Below are 16,684 nucleotides of genomic sequence, written 5' to 3'. Positions count from 1 at the left end.
CCTCCGTAGCAGCTGCCGAGCCTGCGAGGCTGCTACGGAACAGGGAGAGGGCGCCACAGTCATAGCCTGCGCCATGCCATTGATCGTATGGTTAACCCGGCTCAACGGATTTGATGGAGCATCATGCAAGTCAATCGATTGATCGTGAGTGTCGCGGCGCTGTTGGTACTGGCCGGTTGCGGTACTCAGCGCACTCAGGAACCGCCGGCCCGCAAGCCTGCCGAGGTCAAGGCCGAGATCGTGCGTCTGCTGCCGGCCAAGACGGTCGACCGCCAGGGCTGGGCCACGGATATTTATGCAGCGTTTGCCGCACAAAAGATTTCGCCGACCACGCAAAACCTGTGTTCGGTACTCGCGGTCGCCGAGCAGGAGTCGACGTTTCAGGCTGATCCTCCGGTGCCTGGCCTGGGCAAGATCGCCCGAGACGAGATCGACCGCCGCGCCGCCAAAGCCCATATTCCCAGCCTGCTGGTGAGCGGCGCCTTGCAGGTCAGTTCACCCAATGGCAAAAGTTACAGCGACCGGCTGAATGCCGCGCGCAGTGAAAAAGAACTCAGCGCGATTTTCGATGACTTCATCGGGATGGTGCCCATGGGCCGGACCTTGTTCGGTGGGTTCAACCCGGTGCACACCGGCGGACCGATGCAGGTCAGCATTGACTTTGCCGAACAGCAGGCGCGGGATTATCCCTACCCGGTGGACGGCTCGATTCGCCACGAAGTGTTCACCCGTCGCGGTGGCCTGTATTTCGGTATCGCCCACTTGCTCGGTTATCCGGTGAGCTACAAACAACCGCTCTATCGCTTCGCCGATTTCAACGCCGGTTGGTACGCCAGCCGCAATGCGGCGTTTCAGAACGCGGTCAGTCGTGCGACGGGTATTCCGTTGGCGCTGGATGGCGATATGGTGCGCTACGGCTCGATCATGCCCGGCACCACGGAACTGGCCGTGCGCACCCTCGGCAAGCAATTGGACATGCGCAACCCGACCATTCGGGATCAGTTGGAGGAGGGAAAAGGTCTCGAATTCGAGGACAGCCAGCTCTATCAGCGCGTCTTCGCCCTGGCTGAACAGGCCGAAGGCCGGCCATTGCCCCGCGCAGTGTTGCCGGGAATCGTGCTGCAAAGCCCGAAAATCACCCGCAAACTCACCACGGCGTGGTTCGCCAAGCGGGTCGATGAGCGTTATCAGCGCTGTATGAAGCGCGCGGGGGGGTAACCGAGCTGCCAGTTTAGGTGCGCAAATTGTGGGAGCGGGATTGCTCGCGAAGTCGGCGGCACAATCAACATTGACGTCGCCTGACACACCGTCTTCGCGAGCAAGCCCGCTCCCACAGGGTTCGCGCCCTGACTGATTGGTATTGGCTGATCAGGTATTCGAGCACAATCTTCGGCAGCTGCTACAAAGAGAGAGTCGCAGAGGAGATTTAGTCATGTACCAGCTCTACGGGCATCAGAATTCGGGTGCGGCCGCCATCGAAGCCGCGCTGGAGCTGTGCGAGGTTCCTTATCGCTTCATCGATGTATCATCGTCCCCGGAGGCGATTCAGGCGTTGGAGAAGCTCAACCCGCTCAAGCAGGTTCCCACTCTGCAACTGCCCGATGGCGGCGTTCTCACCGAGAGTGCGGCCATTCTGATTCATCTGGGCCTCACGTTCCCGGAGTCGAACCTGCTGCCAGACAACCCGCTCAAGCGTGATCAGGTGATTCATGGCCTGGTGTACATCGTGAGCAATTGCTATCCCGCCATCGGCATCATCGATTACCCCGAGCGCTGGCTGGCCGAGGCAGACGAGTCGTCCAGAGAAAACCTCATGGCCGGTGCCCGCCAGCGCCTGCATTGGCATTGGGAGGTGTTTGCCGATCAGTTCGCCGGCAAGTTGTACCTGGGCGAGGGAGCACCAGGCGCGCTGGATATTCTGGCGGCGGTGGTGACGCGCTGGGCGGGCACCCGGGAGCACTTGCGCCTGGCGCGACCGGGTTTTTTCGCCTGGGTCGAACGCTTCGACCGCCACCCTGCATTGGCGCCGGTCTTCTCACGGCATTGGCCATAGGAACACCGCTCCCACAAGGGGATCACTCGCCGCGAATGTACTGTTCCAACTGCCGAATCAGTTCAGCCTGTTCAGCGATGGCTTCCTTGACCAGGTCGCCGATCGACAGCAAGCCCAGCAACTCGCCGTTTTCCACCACTGGCAAGTGCCTCAGGCGTTTGTCGGACATGATGCCCATGCAGGTTTCGACGGTTTGATGGGTGTCCACGGTGATCACCGGCGACACCATGATTTCGCTGACCGGTGTGCCGACCGAGGAGCGCCCCTTGAGCACCAGTTTGCGAGCATAGTCCCGCTCGCTGATGATGCCGACGACCTTTCCATCCTTCAGGACCGGTAACGCCCCGACGTTTTTTGCGGCCATCACCATCAGCGCTTCCAGCACCATTTGATGGGGCGCAATGGTATGGACTTCCTGATTCTGTTGGGCCTTTAACTTGAGCAGTTGGGCGACGGTTTTCATGGCAGTTTCTCAGGTGTAGTCGTTGTTCTTGAAGAATCGTAGAGACGGGCTCACAGAGCAAGGCGCAAAGCGGCAGATAACACGCAAAAAGCGTCATTCAGCGATTTTTCTTTGATAGAAGTCCGACACCTACAGATTTGTGGGGAGGGGGCTTGCCCCAATGCCAGTCAGTCAAGGTATGAAACCTGTGGGGTCGATCACGCGTAGAATCACCACTTGAATCAGATTGTTGAGGTTGCAGTGGTGGATTTACAGCAGGGCTTCGTCCTGACCCGGCATTGGCGCGATACCCCGGCGGGCACGGAAGTCGAGTTCTGGCTGGCGACCGATGCCGGTCCCCGGCGTATCCGCCTGCCGCATCAACCGTCGGTCGCATTCATTCCGGCAGCCCTGCGTGAGCAAGCCGAAGTGCTGTTGCGCGGCGAGAAGAACGTCGAGCTGCGACCGCTTGCCCTTCAGGATTTCGAGCACCGCCCGGTGCTTGGCTTGTACTGCCAGCAGCACGGTCAGTTGATGCGTCTGGAAACGGCGCTGCGCAAAGCAGGCATCGATGTATTTGAAGCCGACATCCGTCCGCCGGAACGCTACATGATGGAGCGTTTCATCACTGCCCCCGTTTTGTTCGGCGGCACACCCAGCGCCGATGGCCTGCTGCTCGACGCGCAAATGAAACCCGCGCCCGGTTACCGACCGAATCTCAGGCTGGTCTCGCTGGACATCGAAACCACCGCCCAGGGTGAGTTGTATTCCATCGCCCTGGAAGGCTGCGGCGAGCGTCAGGTGTACATGCTCGGGCCGCCCAATGGTGATGATGCCGAGGTGGATTTCCAGCTCGAATACTGCGACTCGCGAACCCTGCTGCTAAAAAAACTCAATGAATGGTTCGCCCGGCACGACCCCGACGCCATCATCGGCTGGAACGTCGTGCAGTTCGATCTGCGCGTACTGCACGAACATGCTCGCCGCCTGGCGGTGCCGCTGAAGCTGGGGCGTGGCGGCGAAGAAATGCAGTGGCGCGAGCACGGCAGCCGTAATCATTATTTCGCTTCGGCCGCTGGCCGGTTGATCATCGACGGCATCGAGTCGCTGCGTTCGGCGACCTGGAGCTTCCCGTCGTTCAGCCTGGAAAACGTCGCGCAAACCCTGTTGGGCGAGGGCAAGTCGATCGACAACCCGTACCAGCGCATGGACGAAATCAACCGCATGTTCGCCGAGGACAAGCCAGCCCTGGCCAAGTACAACCTCAAGGACTGCGAATTGGTGACGCGGATCTTCGCCAAGACCGAGTTGCTGACCTTCCTGCTGGAGCGGGCCAGCGTCACCGGTTTGCCGGCGGACCGCAGCGGCGGCTCGGTGGCGGCGTTCACTCACCTGTATATGCCGTTGATGCACCGTCAGGGCTTCGTCGCGCCGAACCTCGGCGGCAAACCACCGCAGGCCAGCCCCGGCGGTTTTGTCATGGACTCGCAACCAGGGCTGTATGAATCGGTGCTGGTGCTCGACTACAAAAGCCTCTATCCGTCGATCATCCGCACCTTCCTGATCGACCCGGTGGGTTTGATCGAAGGGCTCCGGCATCCCGACGACAGCGAGTCGGTGCCGGGCTTTCGCGGTGCCCGTTTCTCAAGAACCCGGCATTGCCTGCCGGCCATCGTCGCCCGGGTCGCCGAAGGCCGCGAAACCGCCAAGCGCGAACACAACGCACCGCTGTCCCAGGCCCTGAAGATCATCATGAACGCGTTCTACGGTGTACTCGGTTCCAGCGGTTGCCGTTTCTTCGATACACGGCTGGCCTCGTCCATCACCTTGCGCGGGCACGAGATCATGTTGCGCACCCGCCAGTTGATCGAAGCCCAAGGGCACACGGTGATCTATGGCGATACCGACTCGACCTTCGTCTGGCTGCGCCGCCCCCACGGTCAGGCAGAGGCCGCGCAAATCGGCCACGCGCTGGTGGACCATGTCAACCAATGGTGGCGCGAGCATGTGAAACAGGAGTACGGGCTGGAAAGTGCCCTGGAATTGCAGTTCGAAACCCACTACAAACGCTTTCTGATGCCGACCATTCGCGGCGCCGAGGAGGGCAGCAAGAAGCGCTATGCCGGGTTGGTCACCCGCGCCGATGGCACCAATGAAATGGTCTACAAAGGCCTGGAAACGGTGCGCACCGACTGGTCGCCGCTGGCCCGGCAATTCCAGCAGGAGCTGTACCTGCGCATCTTCAATCGCAAGCCCTATCAGGATTACGTACGTGACTATGTGCGCAAGACGTTGGCCGGTGAGTTCGACGAGCGCCTGATCTACCGCAAACGCCTGCGTCGGCCCCTCGATGACTATCAACGCAACGTGCCGCCCCATGTGCGGGCCGCGCGCATCGCCGACGATTACAACGACCGGCAGGGGCGGCCGCGGCAATATCAGAACGGCGGCTGGATCAGCTACGTGATCACCGTCGCCGGCCCCGAGCCGCTGGAAATCCGCAGCGCGCCCATCGATTACGACCATTACGTCACCCGGCAGCTGCAACCGGTGGCGGACGCGATCCTGCCGTTCGTGGATGACGATTTCTCAACGCTGATTGGGGGGCAACTGGGCCTGTTTTGAGTCCAGCAGCGACAGCGTCCAGTCATCCGGTATGCCGTGAAAGTATTGATCCAGTGCCTGATGGAACAGGCTGCCTTTTGGCGACACTTGGGCGAACAGCGTCATCGATGAGTGAAACTTGAGGTCGTCGGGATGCCCGAAAATCTTGCCAATCGAGCTTTGAGGGATGTCCAGGACCAATTGCGTGCAGGTATGCAAGCGTGGGCCCAGTAACGGATGCTCCAGGTACGCTGCGGCTTCCTTGCTGGAGCGAATGGCAAAGTGACGGGACATCTCGCTGTCGCCCAACCCGGAAAACTGCGGAAAGATAAACCACATCCAGTGCCGGCGCTTCTGGCCGGCGCGCAACTCCTCCTGTACCCACTCGAACACAGGGTCCTGCGCCTGAACGAAGCGTGGCAAATTGAAAGTGTCGAGCTGATCGGTACTTCTCATGCCGATGCCCTCTTACAGAACCGCGATGGCTCAGACCATGGCCAACCGCTGCTTGCGTTGTGGCGCGCGAAACGCTTGGTCCAGCGCCTCCAGATCCCCCGCTTCAAGGCGCAATTGCACTGCTTGCGCGTTGAGCTGCACATGCTCGGGACGGACCGCTTTGGGGATGGCGATCACGTCGTTCTGACGCAGAATCCATGCCAGCGCTACCTGCGCAGGTGTCGCCTCATGACGGGCGGCCACCTGCTTGAGCGTCGAATTGGCCAGCATGGCCCCGCCCTGGCCGATCGGACAATAGGCCATCACCGGCATCCTTTGATGCTGACACCAGGGCAGCAGATCGAATTCGATGCCGCGCTCTTCCAGGTTATACAGCACCTGATTGGTGGCGCAGGCCGGTGAGGCCAGTTCATCCAGGTCGTTCAGGTCGAAGTTGGACACGCCCCAACGGCCGATCTTGCCGTCTTCACGCAGGCGTTCGAAGGCTTCGACGGTTTCCTCCAGGCGATACTCGCCGCGCCAGTGCAACAGGTAGAGATCGATGTAATCGGTATTGAGCCGCCGCAGGCTGCGCTCGCAAGCCTGGGGGATGCCTCTGCGGCTGGCGTTGTGGGGGTAGACCTTGCTGACCAGAAAAACCTGATCGCGCAGGCCGGCAATGGCTTCACCCACCACCTCTTCGGCGCCCCCTTCAGCGTACATCTCAGCGGTGTCGATCAGGGTCATACCCAACTCGATGCCCAGGCGCAGCGCTGCAACTTCCTTCGTGTGCCGGGAGCGCTCCTCTCCCATGTGCCAGGTTCCTTGGCCGATGACCGGCACAGGGCTGCCGGCCAACTCAAGAGTACGCATGAATCCTCCTTGTCGAAGTCCGATCGATACTACAGTTGGCAGTAAAATAGCAGGGTGGTTCCGTCCGGTAAGATCAAAAGATCGCAGCCGAAGGCAGCGATCTTTTGATCTTACCGGGCGGAAAACCTGAACACGGTGGTCTGGGCATAGGTCTTGCCCGGATCCAGCCGCGTGGACGGGAAGCCCGGCTGGTTCGGCGAGTCCGGATAGTGCTGGGTTTCCAGAGTAAAGGCACCCCAATGCGGATAAATCTTGGCAGCCTTGCCCTTGACCGTGCCATCGAGGAAGTTGCTGGTGTAGAACTGCACGCCGGGTTCAGTGGTGTAGAGCTGCAACCGACGGCCAGATTGCGGATCGCTGACATCGGCGGCGAGTTTGCCCACATCGCCCTTGGCGTCCAGCACCCAGTTGAAGTCAAAACCACCTTGTTTCGGTTCAGCGAATTTCAATTGCGGGTGATCGACCTTGATGTGTTGACCGATGGCCGTCGGTTGGGTGAAGTCCATGGGCGTGCCGGCGACCGGGGCCAGTTCACCGGTGGGGATCAGTTTGCCGGTGACCGGCGTGTAATGGGCGGCGTGCAAGGTCGCCAGTTGCTTCAACACATCGCCGTTACCCGCGCCGGCCAGGTTGAAATAACTGTGGTTGGTCAGGTTCAGCACTGTGGGCTTATCGGTGCTGGCCTTGTAGTCGATGCGCAGCTCATTGTTCTCGGTGAGGCTGTAGGTGACCTCGGTTTTCAGGTTGCCGGGAAAGCCCATTTCACCGTCCGCCGACAGATACGTCAGCGTCACGCCCACCGAATCCTTGCCCTTGTTCGGTTCGGCTTTCCACACACGCTTGTCAAAACCTTGAGCTCCGCCGTGCAGCGAATTGCTGCCGTCGTTGAGTGGCACCTGAAAACGTTTGCCGTCCAGCTCGAAGGCGCCGTTGGCCAGGCGATTGCCAAAGCGGCCGATGGTCGCGCCGAAGAACGCCGTGCCACTTTGATAACCCTGCACGTCGTCGAAACCCAGCACCACATCGTCGAGCTTGCCGTTTTTGTCCGGCACTTTCAGCGACTGGAGGATCCCGCCGTAGGTAATGACCGTGGCCTGCAGTCCATGGCTGTTGCGCAATATGTATTGCTCGACGGGCGTGCCGTCATTGGTTTTGCCAAAGGCACTGCGTTCGCTGGATAAGCCGGTGGCGTGAGCGGGGAGGGTGGCGATCATCAGGGACAGTCCGAGGCCGGAGAGCAGGTGTCGAGATTGAAGCATGGTTGACCTTCCTTTTTGTTGTTTTTAAGAAGTAGTCATACTAATGATCGTGTTTTAGCGCGATCAAGGAAGGATTTATAGTCTATTCCTTGAATATTTCAATTATAAAGTATGACTAATTTGTGTCGCCTTTACGGTAGCCAGCGCTCACGGACCACCGGCACTGCACTTTTTCAGCTTTCACGGTTCTACCCTTGGCCAGCCTGCGGCGATCCCCACCGCTGGCCCATGCCCAAGTTCAAGAACCCATGGCTCGAGTTTTACCTTGCGTTACCCTGCGAATTCGCCGTCATTGCTTGCTGCTGATGAGCCTGTCGATACTCTTCGCCAGTGGCTGCAGCCATCAACCGGGCAACGATGTCGTCAGCCAGTTTCGCAATGGCAAACCCCAGGAATTCCTCCAGACCAGCGTCGACCGCATGGCGACCCTGACGATGCGCGACAACCTCGAAAGCCTCTACCTGCTGATGAACAAGCTCTACCTGCGCAACCCGTCGCGCGGCTGGACCTGCTGACCCAGATGCTCGACGAGCGCTACCGGCGGATCGGCCTCAACTACGCCCAGAGTCTGCTGTTCCTGAATTTTTTGCCGGTGCAATAAAACGAGTGCTGAACCCAATCCCCTGTGGGAGCGGGCCTGCTCGCGAAGACGGACTCACAGCCAACATCATTGTTGGATGTTGGACCGCTTTCGCGAGCAGGCTCGCTCCCACAAGGGATATGTTCAGGAAAAAACCGTGTTCCGGCTCAATGAATTGGCATAACGATAGACCGCATCGATATAAGTGGTTATAAGAAAAATCGCTATGCTGCGGACCGGTTTATTTCATGCGATTTTCTGGGCGTATTAATGGAATTCGGTAATTTCGGGTTGGTCGTTGCAGGTCTGGTGGTCGGCTTTATTGTCGGGATGACCGGGGTCGGGGGCGGTTCGTTGATGACGCCGATCCTGCTGTGGTTCGGCGTCAACCCGGCCACGGCGGTGGGCACGGACTTGCTGTACGCGGCCATTACCAAATCCAGCGGTGTGCTGGTTCATCGCAAGAACAAGAACATCGACTGGGCGATTACCGGTTGGCTGACCCTCGGCAGTGTGCCGGCGGTAGCCCTGACGCTGTGGTTCCTGAGCACTTTGCAGACCTCGCCCGACGCGATGAACGCCATCATCAAACAAGCGCTGGGCTTCGTATTGTTCGCTACGGCACTGGCGATTTTCTTCAAGAAACGCTTGCTCGATTTCGCCCACAAACGGGCGGGCGGCCACTACAACCCCAGCGGCTCCCGGTTGAATGTACTGACCGTGATCACCGGTCTGGTCCTCGGCACCATGGTGGCCCTGACCTCCATCGGCGCCGGCGCCCTGGGCACCGTCGCGCTGTTCATCCTGTATCCGCTGTTGCCCACCCGTCGCCTGGTCGGCACCGAAATCGCTCACGCGGTGCCCCTGACCCTGGTCGCCGGCCTGGGCCACGCGAGCATGGGTAACATGGATTGGCACGTGTTGGGCTTCTTGCTGGTCGGTTCGCTGCCAGGGATTTACCTGGGCAGCCATTTGACCGGGCGCATCTCCGACGAACTGCTGCGTCCGTGCCTGGCGACGATGCTGGTGCTGATCGGCTATAAACTGGCGTTCTGATCCGATACCGCTTCCCGAGTAAAAATCTCCAGCAGATGCCCGTCCGGGTCATCGAAATACACCCGCCGGCCACCGGCGTAATCATTGATTTCGTTCGGCCGCTGCTTGCCCGGATCGGCCCACCAGGGCTGTTTGAGCGCTTGCAGACGAGCGAAGGCCGCATCGAAGTCGTCGTCGCCAATCAAGAACGCATAGTGCTGGGACGCGATGGGCGGGTCGTTGTTGTAGAAATCCAGCGACACCCCGTTATCGAACTTGACCACCAGCATCGGCCCGAACGGCTCGGGATCAGGCAGGCCGAGGAGGTCGGTCAGGTAGTGCGCCGAGGCCTGTTTGTCACGGCACCACACGATTGTGTGGTTCAGCTGAGCGCTCATGGATAAACCCTCACGATGAATCAGCTATGAGATTAGCTCAGGCTGTTGCGCAATGACCGCCCTGACCTAAGCTTGGGCAAGGCGGAACACAATCGCGGTGCATCGCCCGGAACGATCACCGCGATGCGCAATCATTAGAGCGTGGATATCAAAAGGAGATGCGCATGCTCATCAGGTCTTTGACCCTGGCTACTCTGTTGGCTTTCGTCGGTCCTTCATTCGCCGCCGATGACGATTCCCCGCTGGTTAAAGACGTGGGCAGGGCCCGTCCGCTGATTGTCATCGCGCCCAGTTCAGTCGACCCCACCTGGCTCAACCTGAAAAAATCACTGGACGACTCCGCCAACCGCAAGGGTTTCACCGATCGAAACATGGTGCTGTACACCGTGATCAATACGATGGGCCAACGGGATGGCAAAGACCTCGACCCGCAATCGACGATGGCGTTGATCCGCTCGCTCAAATTGGGTGCCGGTGCGAAGAGCAAAATCATCCTGATCGGCAAGGATGGCGAAAAGAAGCTTGAGCAATCGAATACGGTCGAGTTGAAAGAGATTTTCAACACCGTCGACCAGCTGCCGACCGCCGAGAAGGAAGCGACAGTACCGGTGCCAGCGCCAGTGGCTGAAGTTGCACCGGCCAAAGGTGCCAAAGGCAAACCGGCGAAGCCCGCTAAGCCGCCTGAAATGCCGGATGATTGAATTTTCTGTTGAACCTTTGTGGTGAGGGGGGGGCTTGCGCCAATGCCAGTCAGTCAAGCCCGCTCCTACAGGTTCTGTCTCGGTGATTTGATGGATGTGATCGGGCGACGTCTGCAGGCGCAGGTTTCAATTCAGTAACGAAAATGGGCGACCTCAGAGGTCGCCCATTTTGTTTGCCACCGCTGAACCCTGTGGCGAGGGGGCAGCCTCAATGAGTGGTTGAGATCATTCAGCCAGCGCACTCAATATTTCGTGGGCGATTCTGACTCGCTCCGGGTTCGGGTAGTTTTTGTTGGCCAGGATCACGATGCCGATGTCTTTGGCCGGGATAAAGGCGACGTAGGCGCCGAAGCCGCGGGTTGAACCGGTTTTGTTGATCAGCACGGTGTCGCGTTGAGGTTGCGGCGGGGTCAGCCACTGGACTTCATGAGCCTCAAATGCCATCTGCGACGAGTTGCCGGCCAGTAATGTGTTGAGCGTCACCGGGTAGTTGTAGAACTCCCAACCCAACCCTTGAGTCATCTCGCCAACCTTGTAATAGCCGGTGTGAGTGGTGGCGATGGCCTGCTGCAAGGGTTTTTCCAGCGAAGCGGGATTCATGTTCGCCTCAACATAGCGAAGCAGATCCGCGGCGCTGGTTTTCACGCCATACGCTTCGGAATCCAGCGCACCCGGCTCGACCCGCGCAGGCCTGTCCTCCTTGGTGTAACCCTGAGCGTAAAGTGCCATCTGATCCTGCGGAACCTTGAGGTAGCTGTGCTTGAGGCCCAGTTTCGGCAGCAAGGTTTTTTCCATCAACTCATCGAACGGCGCACCCATGCTGCGGGCCGCCAGGTAGCCGAACAACCCCAGGCTGGGATTTGAATACTGGCGATGAGTGCCGGCGGCGTAGGTCGGTTTCCACTGTTTGAAGTAGCCGAGCATTTTGTCCTGATGGTCTGCCTCACTGGGGAATTGCAGCGGCAGGCCGCCGGCGCTGTAGGTGCCGAGTTGCAGCACACTGATACTGTCGAACACGCTGCCGCGCAAGGCCGGCAAAACCTGACTGGCGTTGTCCGACAGGGCCAGTTTTCCGGTCGCCTGTGCATAGGCGGCGAGGGTGGCGGTGAAGGTTTTGCTCACCGAACCGATTTCGAACAAAGTGTCTTTGGTGACGGCTTTGCCGTTTTCCTTTGAGGCCACACCGTAGTTAAAGTAATGCGGTTGGCCATTGACGGTAATTGCGACCGCGATGCCGGGGATTTGCTGTTGCTGCATAACCGGTTCGACGGCAGCCTTCACGATGGCTTCGATGCGCTCGTCAGCAAAGCTGTGACTGACTCCGAGGAGAAGTGCGAAAGCACTGTAGGACAAGAGCTTGTTCTGATTTTTCTTAGGCATGATTGAGTCACTTTCCATGATTGTTCGTGGTGTTAACCGCTACACTCCGAGCGGTTTTTCAAGCCGGTCCGCTGCTGGGCGAGCCAAATCTAGGCAGTTTGGCGAGCGCCGACAAACGACGATATTTCGGATGAGCCATTAGAAAATTTTGGGAGTGGGCATGATTCGACCTCATCTGCCGCTGAATGCGCTACGTGCTTTCGAGGCTTCGGCGCGCCATTTGAGTTTCACGCGAGCGGCGGTGGAGTTGTGCGTCACGCAGGCGGCGGTGAGTCATCAGGTCAAAAGCCTTGAAGCCCAGCTTAACGTGACCTTGTTCAAACGCCTGCCCCGCGGCCTGATGCTGACCAGCGAAGGTGAAACCCTGTTGCCGGTTTTGCGCGAATCCTTCGACCGGATCGCCGAAACCCTGGAGCGTTTCGAGGGCGGGCATTTTCGCGAGGTGCTGACGGTGGGCGCTGTGGGGACTTTCGCGGTTGGTTGGCTGTTGCCGCGATTGGCGGACTTTCAGAAGAAACATCCGTTCATAGATTTGCGCCTGTCGACCAACAACAACCGGGTGGACGTGGCCGCCGAAGGCCTGGATTACGCCATTCGCTTTGGCGCGGGGGCGTGGCACGGGATTGAAGCGGTGCGGTTGATCGAGGCGCCGCTGTCGGTGCTCTGCGTTCCAGAGATCGCCCGGCAATTGCACACGCCTGCGGACCTGTTGCAACAAACACTGTTGCGCTCCTACCGCACGGACGAATGGCCGGAGTGGTTTCAGGCGACCGGTTTTTCGGCCCATGCCGTGCTGCCCCGGAGTATCGTCTTCGACTCGTCGCTGGCGATGATGGAGGCTGCGCTGCAAGGTGCGGGCGTTGCCTTGGCGCCGCCGCTGATGTTTGCCCGGCAACTGGCGGCGGGTGCAATCGAGCAACCGTTCGCCATCGGTATCACCACCGGCAGCTACTGGCTGACCCGCTTGCAGTCGCGCGCCGAAACCTCCGCGATGGCCGTGTTCAAGGACTGGTTGCTGCAAGCTTCGATTTAATACAAAACCCTGTGTGTGGGCTTGCAGTGTTCTCGAGGCCTAGCGCACCAGGCACGGCCGCTTGTTATCGAATGTCCACCCCGGAATCAGAAACTGCATCGCCACGCTGTCATCCCGCGCGCCGAGCCCCATGCTTTTGTACAGCTCATGGGCCTTGGCCAGTTGATCCACATCCAGCTCAACCCCCAGGCCAGGTTTTTTCGGCACCTGCACGCAGCCGTCGACGATGTGCAGCGGCGCTTTGGTCAGGCGCTGGCCGTCCTGCCAGATCCAGTGGGTGTCGATGGCCGTGATCTCACCCGGAGCAGCCGCCGCGACGTGGGTGAACATGGCCAGGGAAATATCGAAGTGGTTGTTGGAATGCGAACCCCAGGTCAGGCCCCATTCATGGCACATCTGCGCCACCCGCACCGAGCCCTGCATCGTCCAGAAGTGCGGATCGGCCAGGGGAATGTCCACCGACTGCAACTGGATCGCGTGGCCCATTTCCCGCCAGTCGGTGGCGATCATGTTGGTCGCGGTTTTCAGGCCCGTGGCGCGACGGAACTCGGCCATGACTTCACGGCCCGAGTAACCGTTTTCCGCACCGCAGGGGTCTTCGGCGTAAGCCAGAACGTGATGTTGATCCCGACACAGGCGGATGGCTTCCTTGAGCGACCAGGCGCCATTCGGGTCAAGGGTGATGCGCGCATCGGGAAAACGCTCGGCGAGGGCCGTGACCGCTTCGATTTCCTCGTCGCCGCTCAACACACCGCCCTTGAGTTTGAAGTCCTTGAAGCCATAACGGGCGTGGGCGGCTTCGGCCAGGCGCACTATGGCATCGGCACTCATGGCTTTTTCGTGGCGCACACGGAACCAGTCAATGTCGGCGTCCGGTTCACTGCGGTAGGCCAGATCGGTTTCGTTGCGATCACCGACATAAAACAGATAACCGAGCATCTTCACTTCGTCGCGCTGCTGGCCTTCGCCAAGCAGCGCGGCGACCGGCACGTCCAGGTGCTGGCCGAGCAGATCGAGCAGGGCGGCTTCCAGCCCGGTGACTGCGTGAATGGTGATGCGCAGGTCGAAGGTTTGCAGGCCGCGACCGCCGGCATCGCGATCGGCAAACGTCTGACGTACTTGATTGAGGATCTTCTGGTAGGTGCCGATCGGGCTGCCGACCACCAGTGCGCGCGCATCTTCCAGCGTTTGACGAATGCGTTCGCCACCTGGCACTTCGCCGACACCGGTGTGGCCGGCGCTGTCCTTGAGGATCACGATATTGCGGGTGAAAAACGGGCCGTGGGCGCCGCTCAGGTTGAGCAACATGCCATCGTGGCCGGCCACCGGAACTACCTGCATGCTGGTGATGATCGGGGCTTTTGCGGCTTCTTGTGGGTTCATTTTCTTGTCCTTCAAAACCAATGTTCAGGCGTGATTAGGTGCTGGTTTGCCCAGGGCAACCACGGGTGCGGGTTTCGGTTTATTGCGCGCGGCGAAGACGATGATCGCGGCGATGATCGAGGTGGCGGCCAAGCCGTAGAGCCCGCCCTGGATCGAACCGGTGTGTTCTTCCAGCAAGCCGAAGGTGGTCGGCGCAACGAAGCCGCCGAGGTTGCCCACCGAGTTGATCAGCGCAATCACGCCGGCGGCGATCCGCGCATCCAGGTACGCCTGAGGAATCGGCCAGAACAGCGACGAGGCTGATTTGAAACCCAATGCAGCAAAGCAGATCGCAACGAAGGCGAAAATCGGCCCGCCAATGGTGGACATGAACATCCCCGCAGCAGCGATCAGCAAGGCAGCGGCGACCCAGGCTTGCTGGTGCTTCCATTTGCCCGACAGCGAGGCGAAGGCGTACATGCCGACGATCGACAGCAGCCACGGAATCGAGTTGAACAGGCCGACCTGGATGTCGCTCAGGTCGCCCATCTTCTTGATGATGCTCGGCAGCCAGAAGGTCGCGGCATAGATGGTCAACTGGATGAAGAAGTAGATCAGGCAGAACAGGATGATCTGGCGATCCTTGAGCAGCGTGCCCAGCGACGGTTTGATCGGCGTCGCGGCTTCGCGGGCCAGTTGTTCGTCGTCGATGGCTTTGACCAGCGCGTCCTGCTCAGGAACGGTCAGCCATTTGGCGTCGTGGGGTTTGGAGTCCAGCCAGAACCAGACGAACACGCACAGCCCGACCGAGAACATGCCCTCGATGAAATACATCCACTGCCAGCCGTGCATACCCAAGCCGTTGATTTGCAGCAACAGACCGGACAGCGGGCCGGAGATCAGCGATGCGATGGCCGAACCGCTGAGGAAGATCGCAATCGCCTTGCCGCGTTCCACGCCGGGCAACCAGCGGGTGAAGTAATAAATCACCCCGGGGAAGAACCCGGCTTCGGCGACGCCCAGCAGAAAACGCAGGATGTAGAAGTGGGTTTCGTTCTGAATGAACGCCATGCAAGCGGCCACCAGGCCCCAGGTCAGCATGATGCGGGTCAGCCAGATTCGCGCGCCAATTTTTTGCAGGAGGATGTTGGAGGGGACTTCGAACAGCGCGTAACCGATAAAAAACAGGCCGGCACCGAGGCCGTAGGCGGCAGCGCCAATTCCCAGGTCATGTTCCATGTGGGCGCGGACGAAGCCGATGTTCACGCGGTCGATGTAGTTGACGATGAACATGATCACGAACAGCGGCAGGACGTGGCGTTTCACTTTTGAGATGGCGGATTGCAGGACCGAATCGGCGCCATCGTTCATCCCGGGTATGGATGTATTCACTTATTTTTCTCCCACTCGTTATTTTTATGCGGGGTGTGGCTGGGTGCTGCGTTGTTGATAGACATCATACAACTAGGTTTTTTTGTCCTACAAGTGCGGTCTCTCAACAAAATGGTGCTGGGTGGGAGGGTTTTTATTCGTTTAATAGGTTTTAATGGCGTATTTGTTGGGTTTGTGTCGGGATTTGTTCAGTCGGTGATTTTTTCTTTATTACGACAGGGCGCTTGGATTCGATAGTTTAAATCCTCTGTTTTGGCGTGTTTATTGAGTGTTGTCATACAAGTTTGGCGCCGTTTAATCGAAAATCCGGTCACCGAGGAGCGAGCGCAGTGCTACGATCCGAATAGCCCTGCTTTACGGATAATCACCATGCAAGAAGGCCTCGAGGCACCTGCCCGCAAACGTTCCCACAACCTGGCCCATGACCTGGTGGCCGAGCTGACGCAGAGCATCCTGCTGGGGCAGATGCTGCCGGGGGACAAGCTGCCTTCGGAGAACACCATTGTTCAGAAACATGGAGTCAGTCGCACGGTGGTGCGCGAGGCGATTTCGAAATTACAGGCTTCGGGGCTGGTGGAAACCCGTCATGGCATCGGCACCTTTGTCCTCGAGCGTGCGCCCGATCAAGGGCTAAGGCTCAATGTAGATACCGCGCTGGGCGTGCGCAGTATTCTGGAGTTGCGCATGGGCCTGGAAACCCAGGCCGCCGCACTGGCGGCGATCCGTCGCACAGACCAGCAGTTGGCGCAAATGCGTGAAGCACTGGACGACTACCAACGTTTGCTGACCAACAATGACAGCTGCGTCGAGGCGGACAAACGCTTCCACCTGCTGATCGCCGAGGCCACCGGCAACGTATGTTTCACCGAGATCATGCAGCACCTGGGCAGCGCCATGATCCCCCGGACCCGCGTCAATGCCGCCGAGCGCGGGTCGGCGGACTTGAGCAAGCTCGGGCAACTCGCCAACCTTGAGCACGAGGCGATTCTCAACGCTATCAAGCGCCAGGACCCGGATGCGGCGCGGGCGGCGATGTGGTTGCACCTGACGAACAGTCGTGACCGCTTTTCGGCTGATCGGTAGTCGCCGTTGGTCTCCTCGATAGCACCCTGTTTGCGGGCTCGTTTCCAACCTGTA

At 59.4% G+C, this 16,684-nt stretch carries 15 protein-coding genes and 1 pseudogene; 8 read left to right on the top strand and 8 right to left on the bottom strand.

The features are described from left to right. Positions 1–123: 123 nt before the first annotated feature. Positions 124–1,218, top strand: coding sequence for a DUF1615 domain-containing protein (locus AACY49_RS14090; RefSeq protein WP_258699937.1), 1,095 nt, complete (start codon positions 124–126; stop codon positions 1,216–1,218). Positions 1,219–1,432: 214 nt separating this feature from the next. After that, on the top strand, positions 1,433–2,053 hold the full coding sequence (locus AACY49_RS14085) for a glutathione S-transferase (protein ID WP_339524499.1): 621 nt from the start codon (positions 1,433–1,435) through the stop codon (positions 2,051–2,053). Positions 2,054–2,075: 22 nt separating this feature from the next. On the opposite strand, the gene AACY49_RS14080 is transcribed toward AACY49_RS14085, so the two are convergent. Further along, complete coding sequence (locus AACY49_RS14080; RefSeq protein WP_258699939.1) at positions 2,076–2,516, bottom strand: CBS domain-containing protein; 441 nt, start codon at positions 2,514–2,516, stop codon at positions 2,076–2,078. A 243-nt stretch (positions 2,517–2,759) separates the two neighbouring features. On the opposite strand from AACY49_RS14080, the gene AACY49_RS14075 reads away from it, so the two are divergent. Next, complete coding sequence (locus AACY49_RS14075; RefSeq protein ID WP_339524551.1) at positions 2,760–5,120, top strand: DNA polymerase II; 2,361 nt, start codon at positions 2,760–2,762, stop codon at positions 5,118–5,120. Here the strand turns inward: AACY49_RS14075 and AACY49_RS14070 are convergent. The 3 genes from AACY49_RS14070 to AACY49_RS14060 form a co-directional block, all read right to left on the bottom strand. Further along, positions 5,085–5,555, bottom strand: a complete 471-nt coding sequence (locus AACY49_RS14070) for a DUF1810 domain-containing protein (protein WP_339524496.1) — start codon at positions 5,553–5,555, stop codon at positions 5,085–5,087. The genes AACY49_RS14075 and AACY49_RS14070 overlap by 36 nt on opposite strands. Positions 5,556–5,585: 30 nt before the next feature. Continuing rightward, positions 5,586–6,407: an aldo/keto reductase gene (locus AACY49_RS14065; RefSeq protein WP_339524494.1), complete on the bottom strand. Its 822-nt coding sequence runs from the start codon at positions 6,405–6,407 to the stop codon at positions 5,586–5,588. 110 nt (positions 6,408–6,517) lie between these two features. Continuing rightward, positions 6,518–7,666, bottom strand: a complete 1,149-nt coding sequence (locus AACY49_RS14060; protein WP_339524492.1) for an aldose epimerase family protein — start codon at positions 7,664–7,666, stop codon at positions 6,518–6,520. Positions 7,667–7,914: 248 nt separating this feature from the next. Here AACY49_RS14060 and AACY49_RS14055 point away from each other — a divergent pair. Both AACY49_RS14055 and AACY49_RS14050 read left to right on the top strand, forming a co-directional pair. Further along, positions 7,915–8,267 (top strand): annotated as a pseudogene (locus tag AACY49_RS14055) (hypothetical protein). A 249-nt stretch (positions 8,268–8,516) separates the two neighbouring features. After that, on the top strand, positions 8,517–9,302 hold the full coding sequence (locus tag AACY49_RS14050) for a sulfite exporter TauE/SafE family protein (RefSeq protein WP_339524490.1): 786 nt from the start codon (positions 8,517–8,519) through the stop codon (positions 9,300–9,302). Here AACY49_RS14050 and AACY49_RS14045 read toward each other — a convergent pair. Continuing rightward, the gene (locus AACY49_RS14045) at positions 9,284–9,679 is read right to left on the bottom strand and encodes a VOC family protein (RefSeq protein ID WP_339524488.1); all 396 of its coding nucleotides are present in this window, start codon (positions 9,677–9,679) and stop codon (positions 9,284–9,286) included. The genes AACY49_RS14050 and AACY49_RS14045 overlap by 19 nt on opposite strands. Positions 9,680–9,843: 164 nt before the next feature. On the opposite strand from AACY49_RS14045, the gene AACY49_RS14040 reads away from it, so the two are divergent. Then, on the top strand, positions 9,844–10,380 hold the full coding sequence (locus AACY49_RS14040) for a DUF4174 domain-containing protein (protein ID WP_258699946.1): 537 nt from the start codon (positions 9,844–9,846) through the stop codon (positions 10,378–10,380). A gap of 225 nt (positions 10,381–10,605) precedes the next feature. Here the strand turns inward: AACY49_RS14040 and ampC are convergent, their stop codons facing one another. After that, the gene (ampC, locus tag AACY49_RS14035) at positions 10,606–11,760 is read right to left on the bottom strand and encodes a class C beta-lactamase (protein ID WP_339524485.1); all 1,155 of its coding nucleotides are present in this window, start codon (positions 11,758–11,760) and stop codon (positions 10,606–10,608) included. Positions 11,761–11,920: 160 nt separating this feature from the next. On the opposite strand from ampC, the gene AACY49_RS14030 reads away from it, so the two are divergent. Beyond that, entirely contained in the window at positions 11,921–12,793 is an 873-nt protein-coding gene (locus AACY49_RS14030; RefSeq protein ID WP_258699948.1) for a LysR substrate-binding domain-containing protein, read from the top strand. Between the two features lie 39 nt (positions 12,794–12,832). Here the strand turns inward: AACY49_RS14030 and gudD are convergent, their stop codons facing one another. Together gudD and AACY49_RS14020 are read right to left on the bottom strand one after the other, a co-directional pair. Continuing rightward, on the bottom strand, positions 12,833–14,176 hold the full coding sequence (gene gudD, locus AACY49_RS14025; protein ID WP_339524483.1) for a glucarate dehydratase: 1,344 nt from the start codon (positions 14,174–14,176) through the stop codon (positions 12,833–12,835). A 24-nt stretch (positions 14,177–14,200) separates the two neighbouring features. Further along, the gene (locus AACY49_RS14020; RefSeq protein WP_339524481.1) at positions 14,201–15,547 is read right to left on the bottom strand and encodes an MFS transporter; all 1,347 of its coding nucleotides are present in this window, start codon (positions 15,545–15,547) and stop codon (positions 14,201–14,203) included. Positions 15,548–15,916: 369 nt separating this feature from the next. Between AACY49_RS14020 and AACY49_RS14015 the strand changes: the two genes are divergently transcribed. Further along, on the top strand, positions 15,917–16,630 hold the full coding sequence (locus AACY49_RS14015) for a FadR/GntR family transcriptional regulator (RefSeq protein WP_339524479.1): 714 nt from the start codon (positions 15,917–15,919) through the stop codon (positions 16,628–16,630). Positions 16,631–16,684 lie beyond the last annotated feature (54 nt).

It is taken from the genome of Pseudomonas sp. EL_65y_Pfl2_R96, from assembly GCF_963970905.1.
GTDB lineage: Bacteria > Pseudomonadota > Gammaproteobacteria > Pseudomonadales > Pseudomonadaceae > Aquipseudomonas.
Note: the sequence above shows the minus strand (reverse complement) of the source record. Positions and strands in the feature narration are given on the sequence as shown.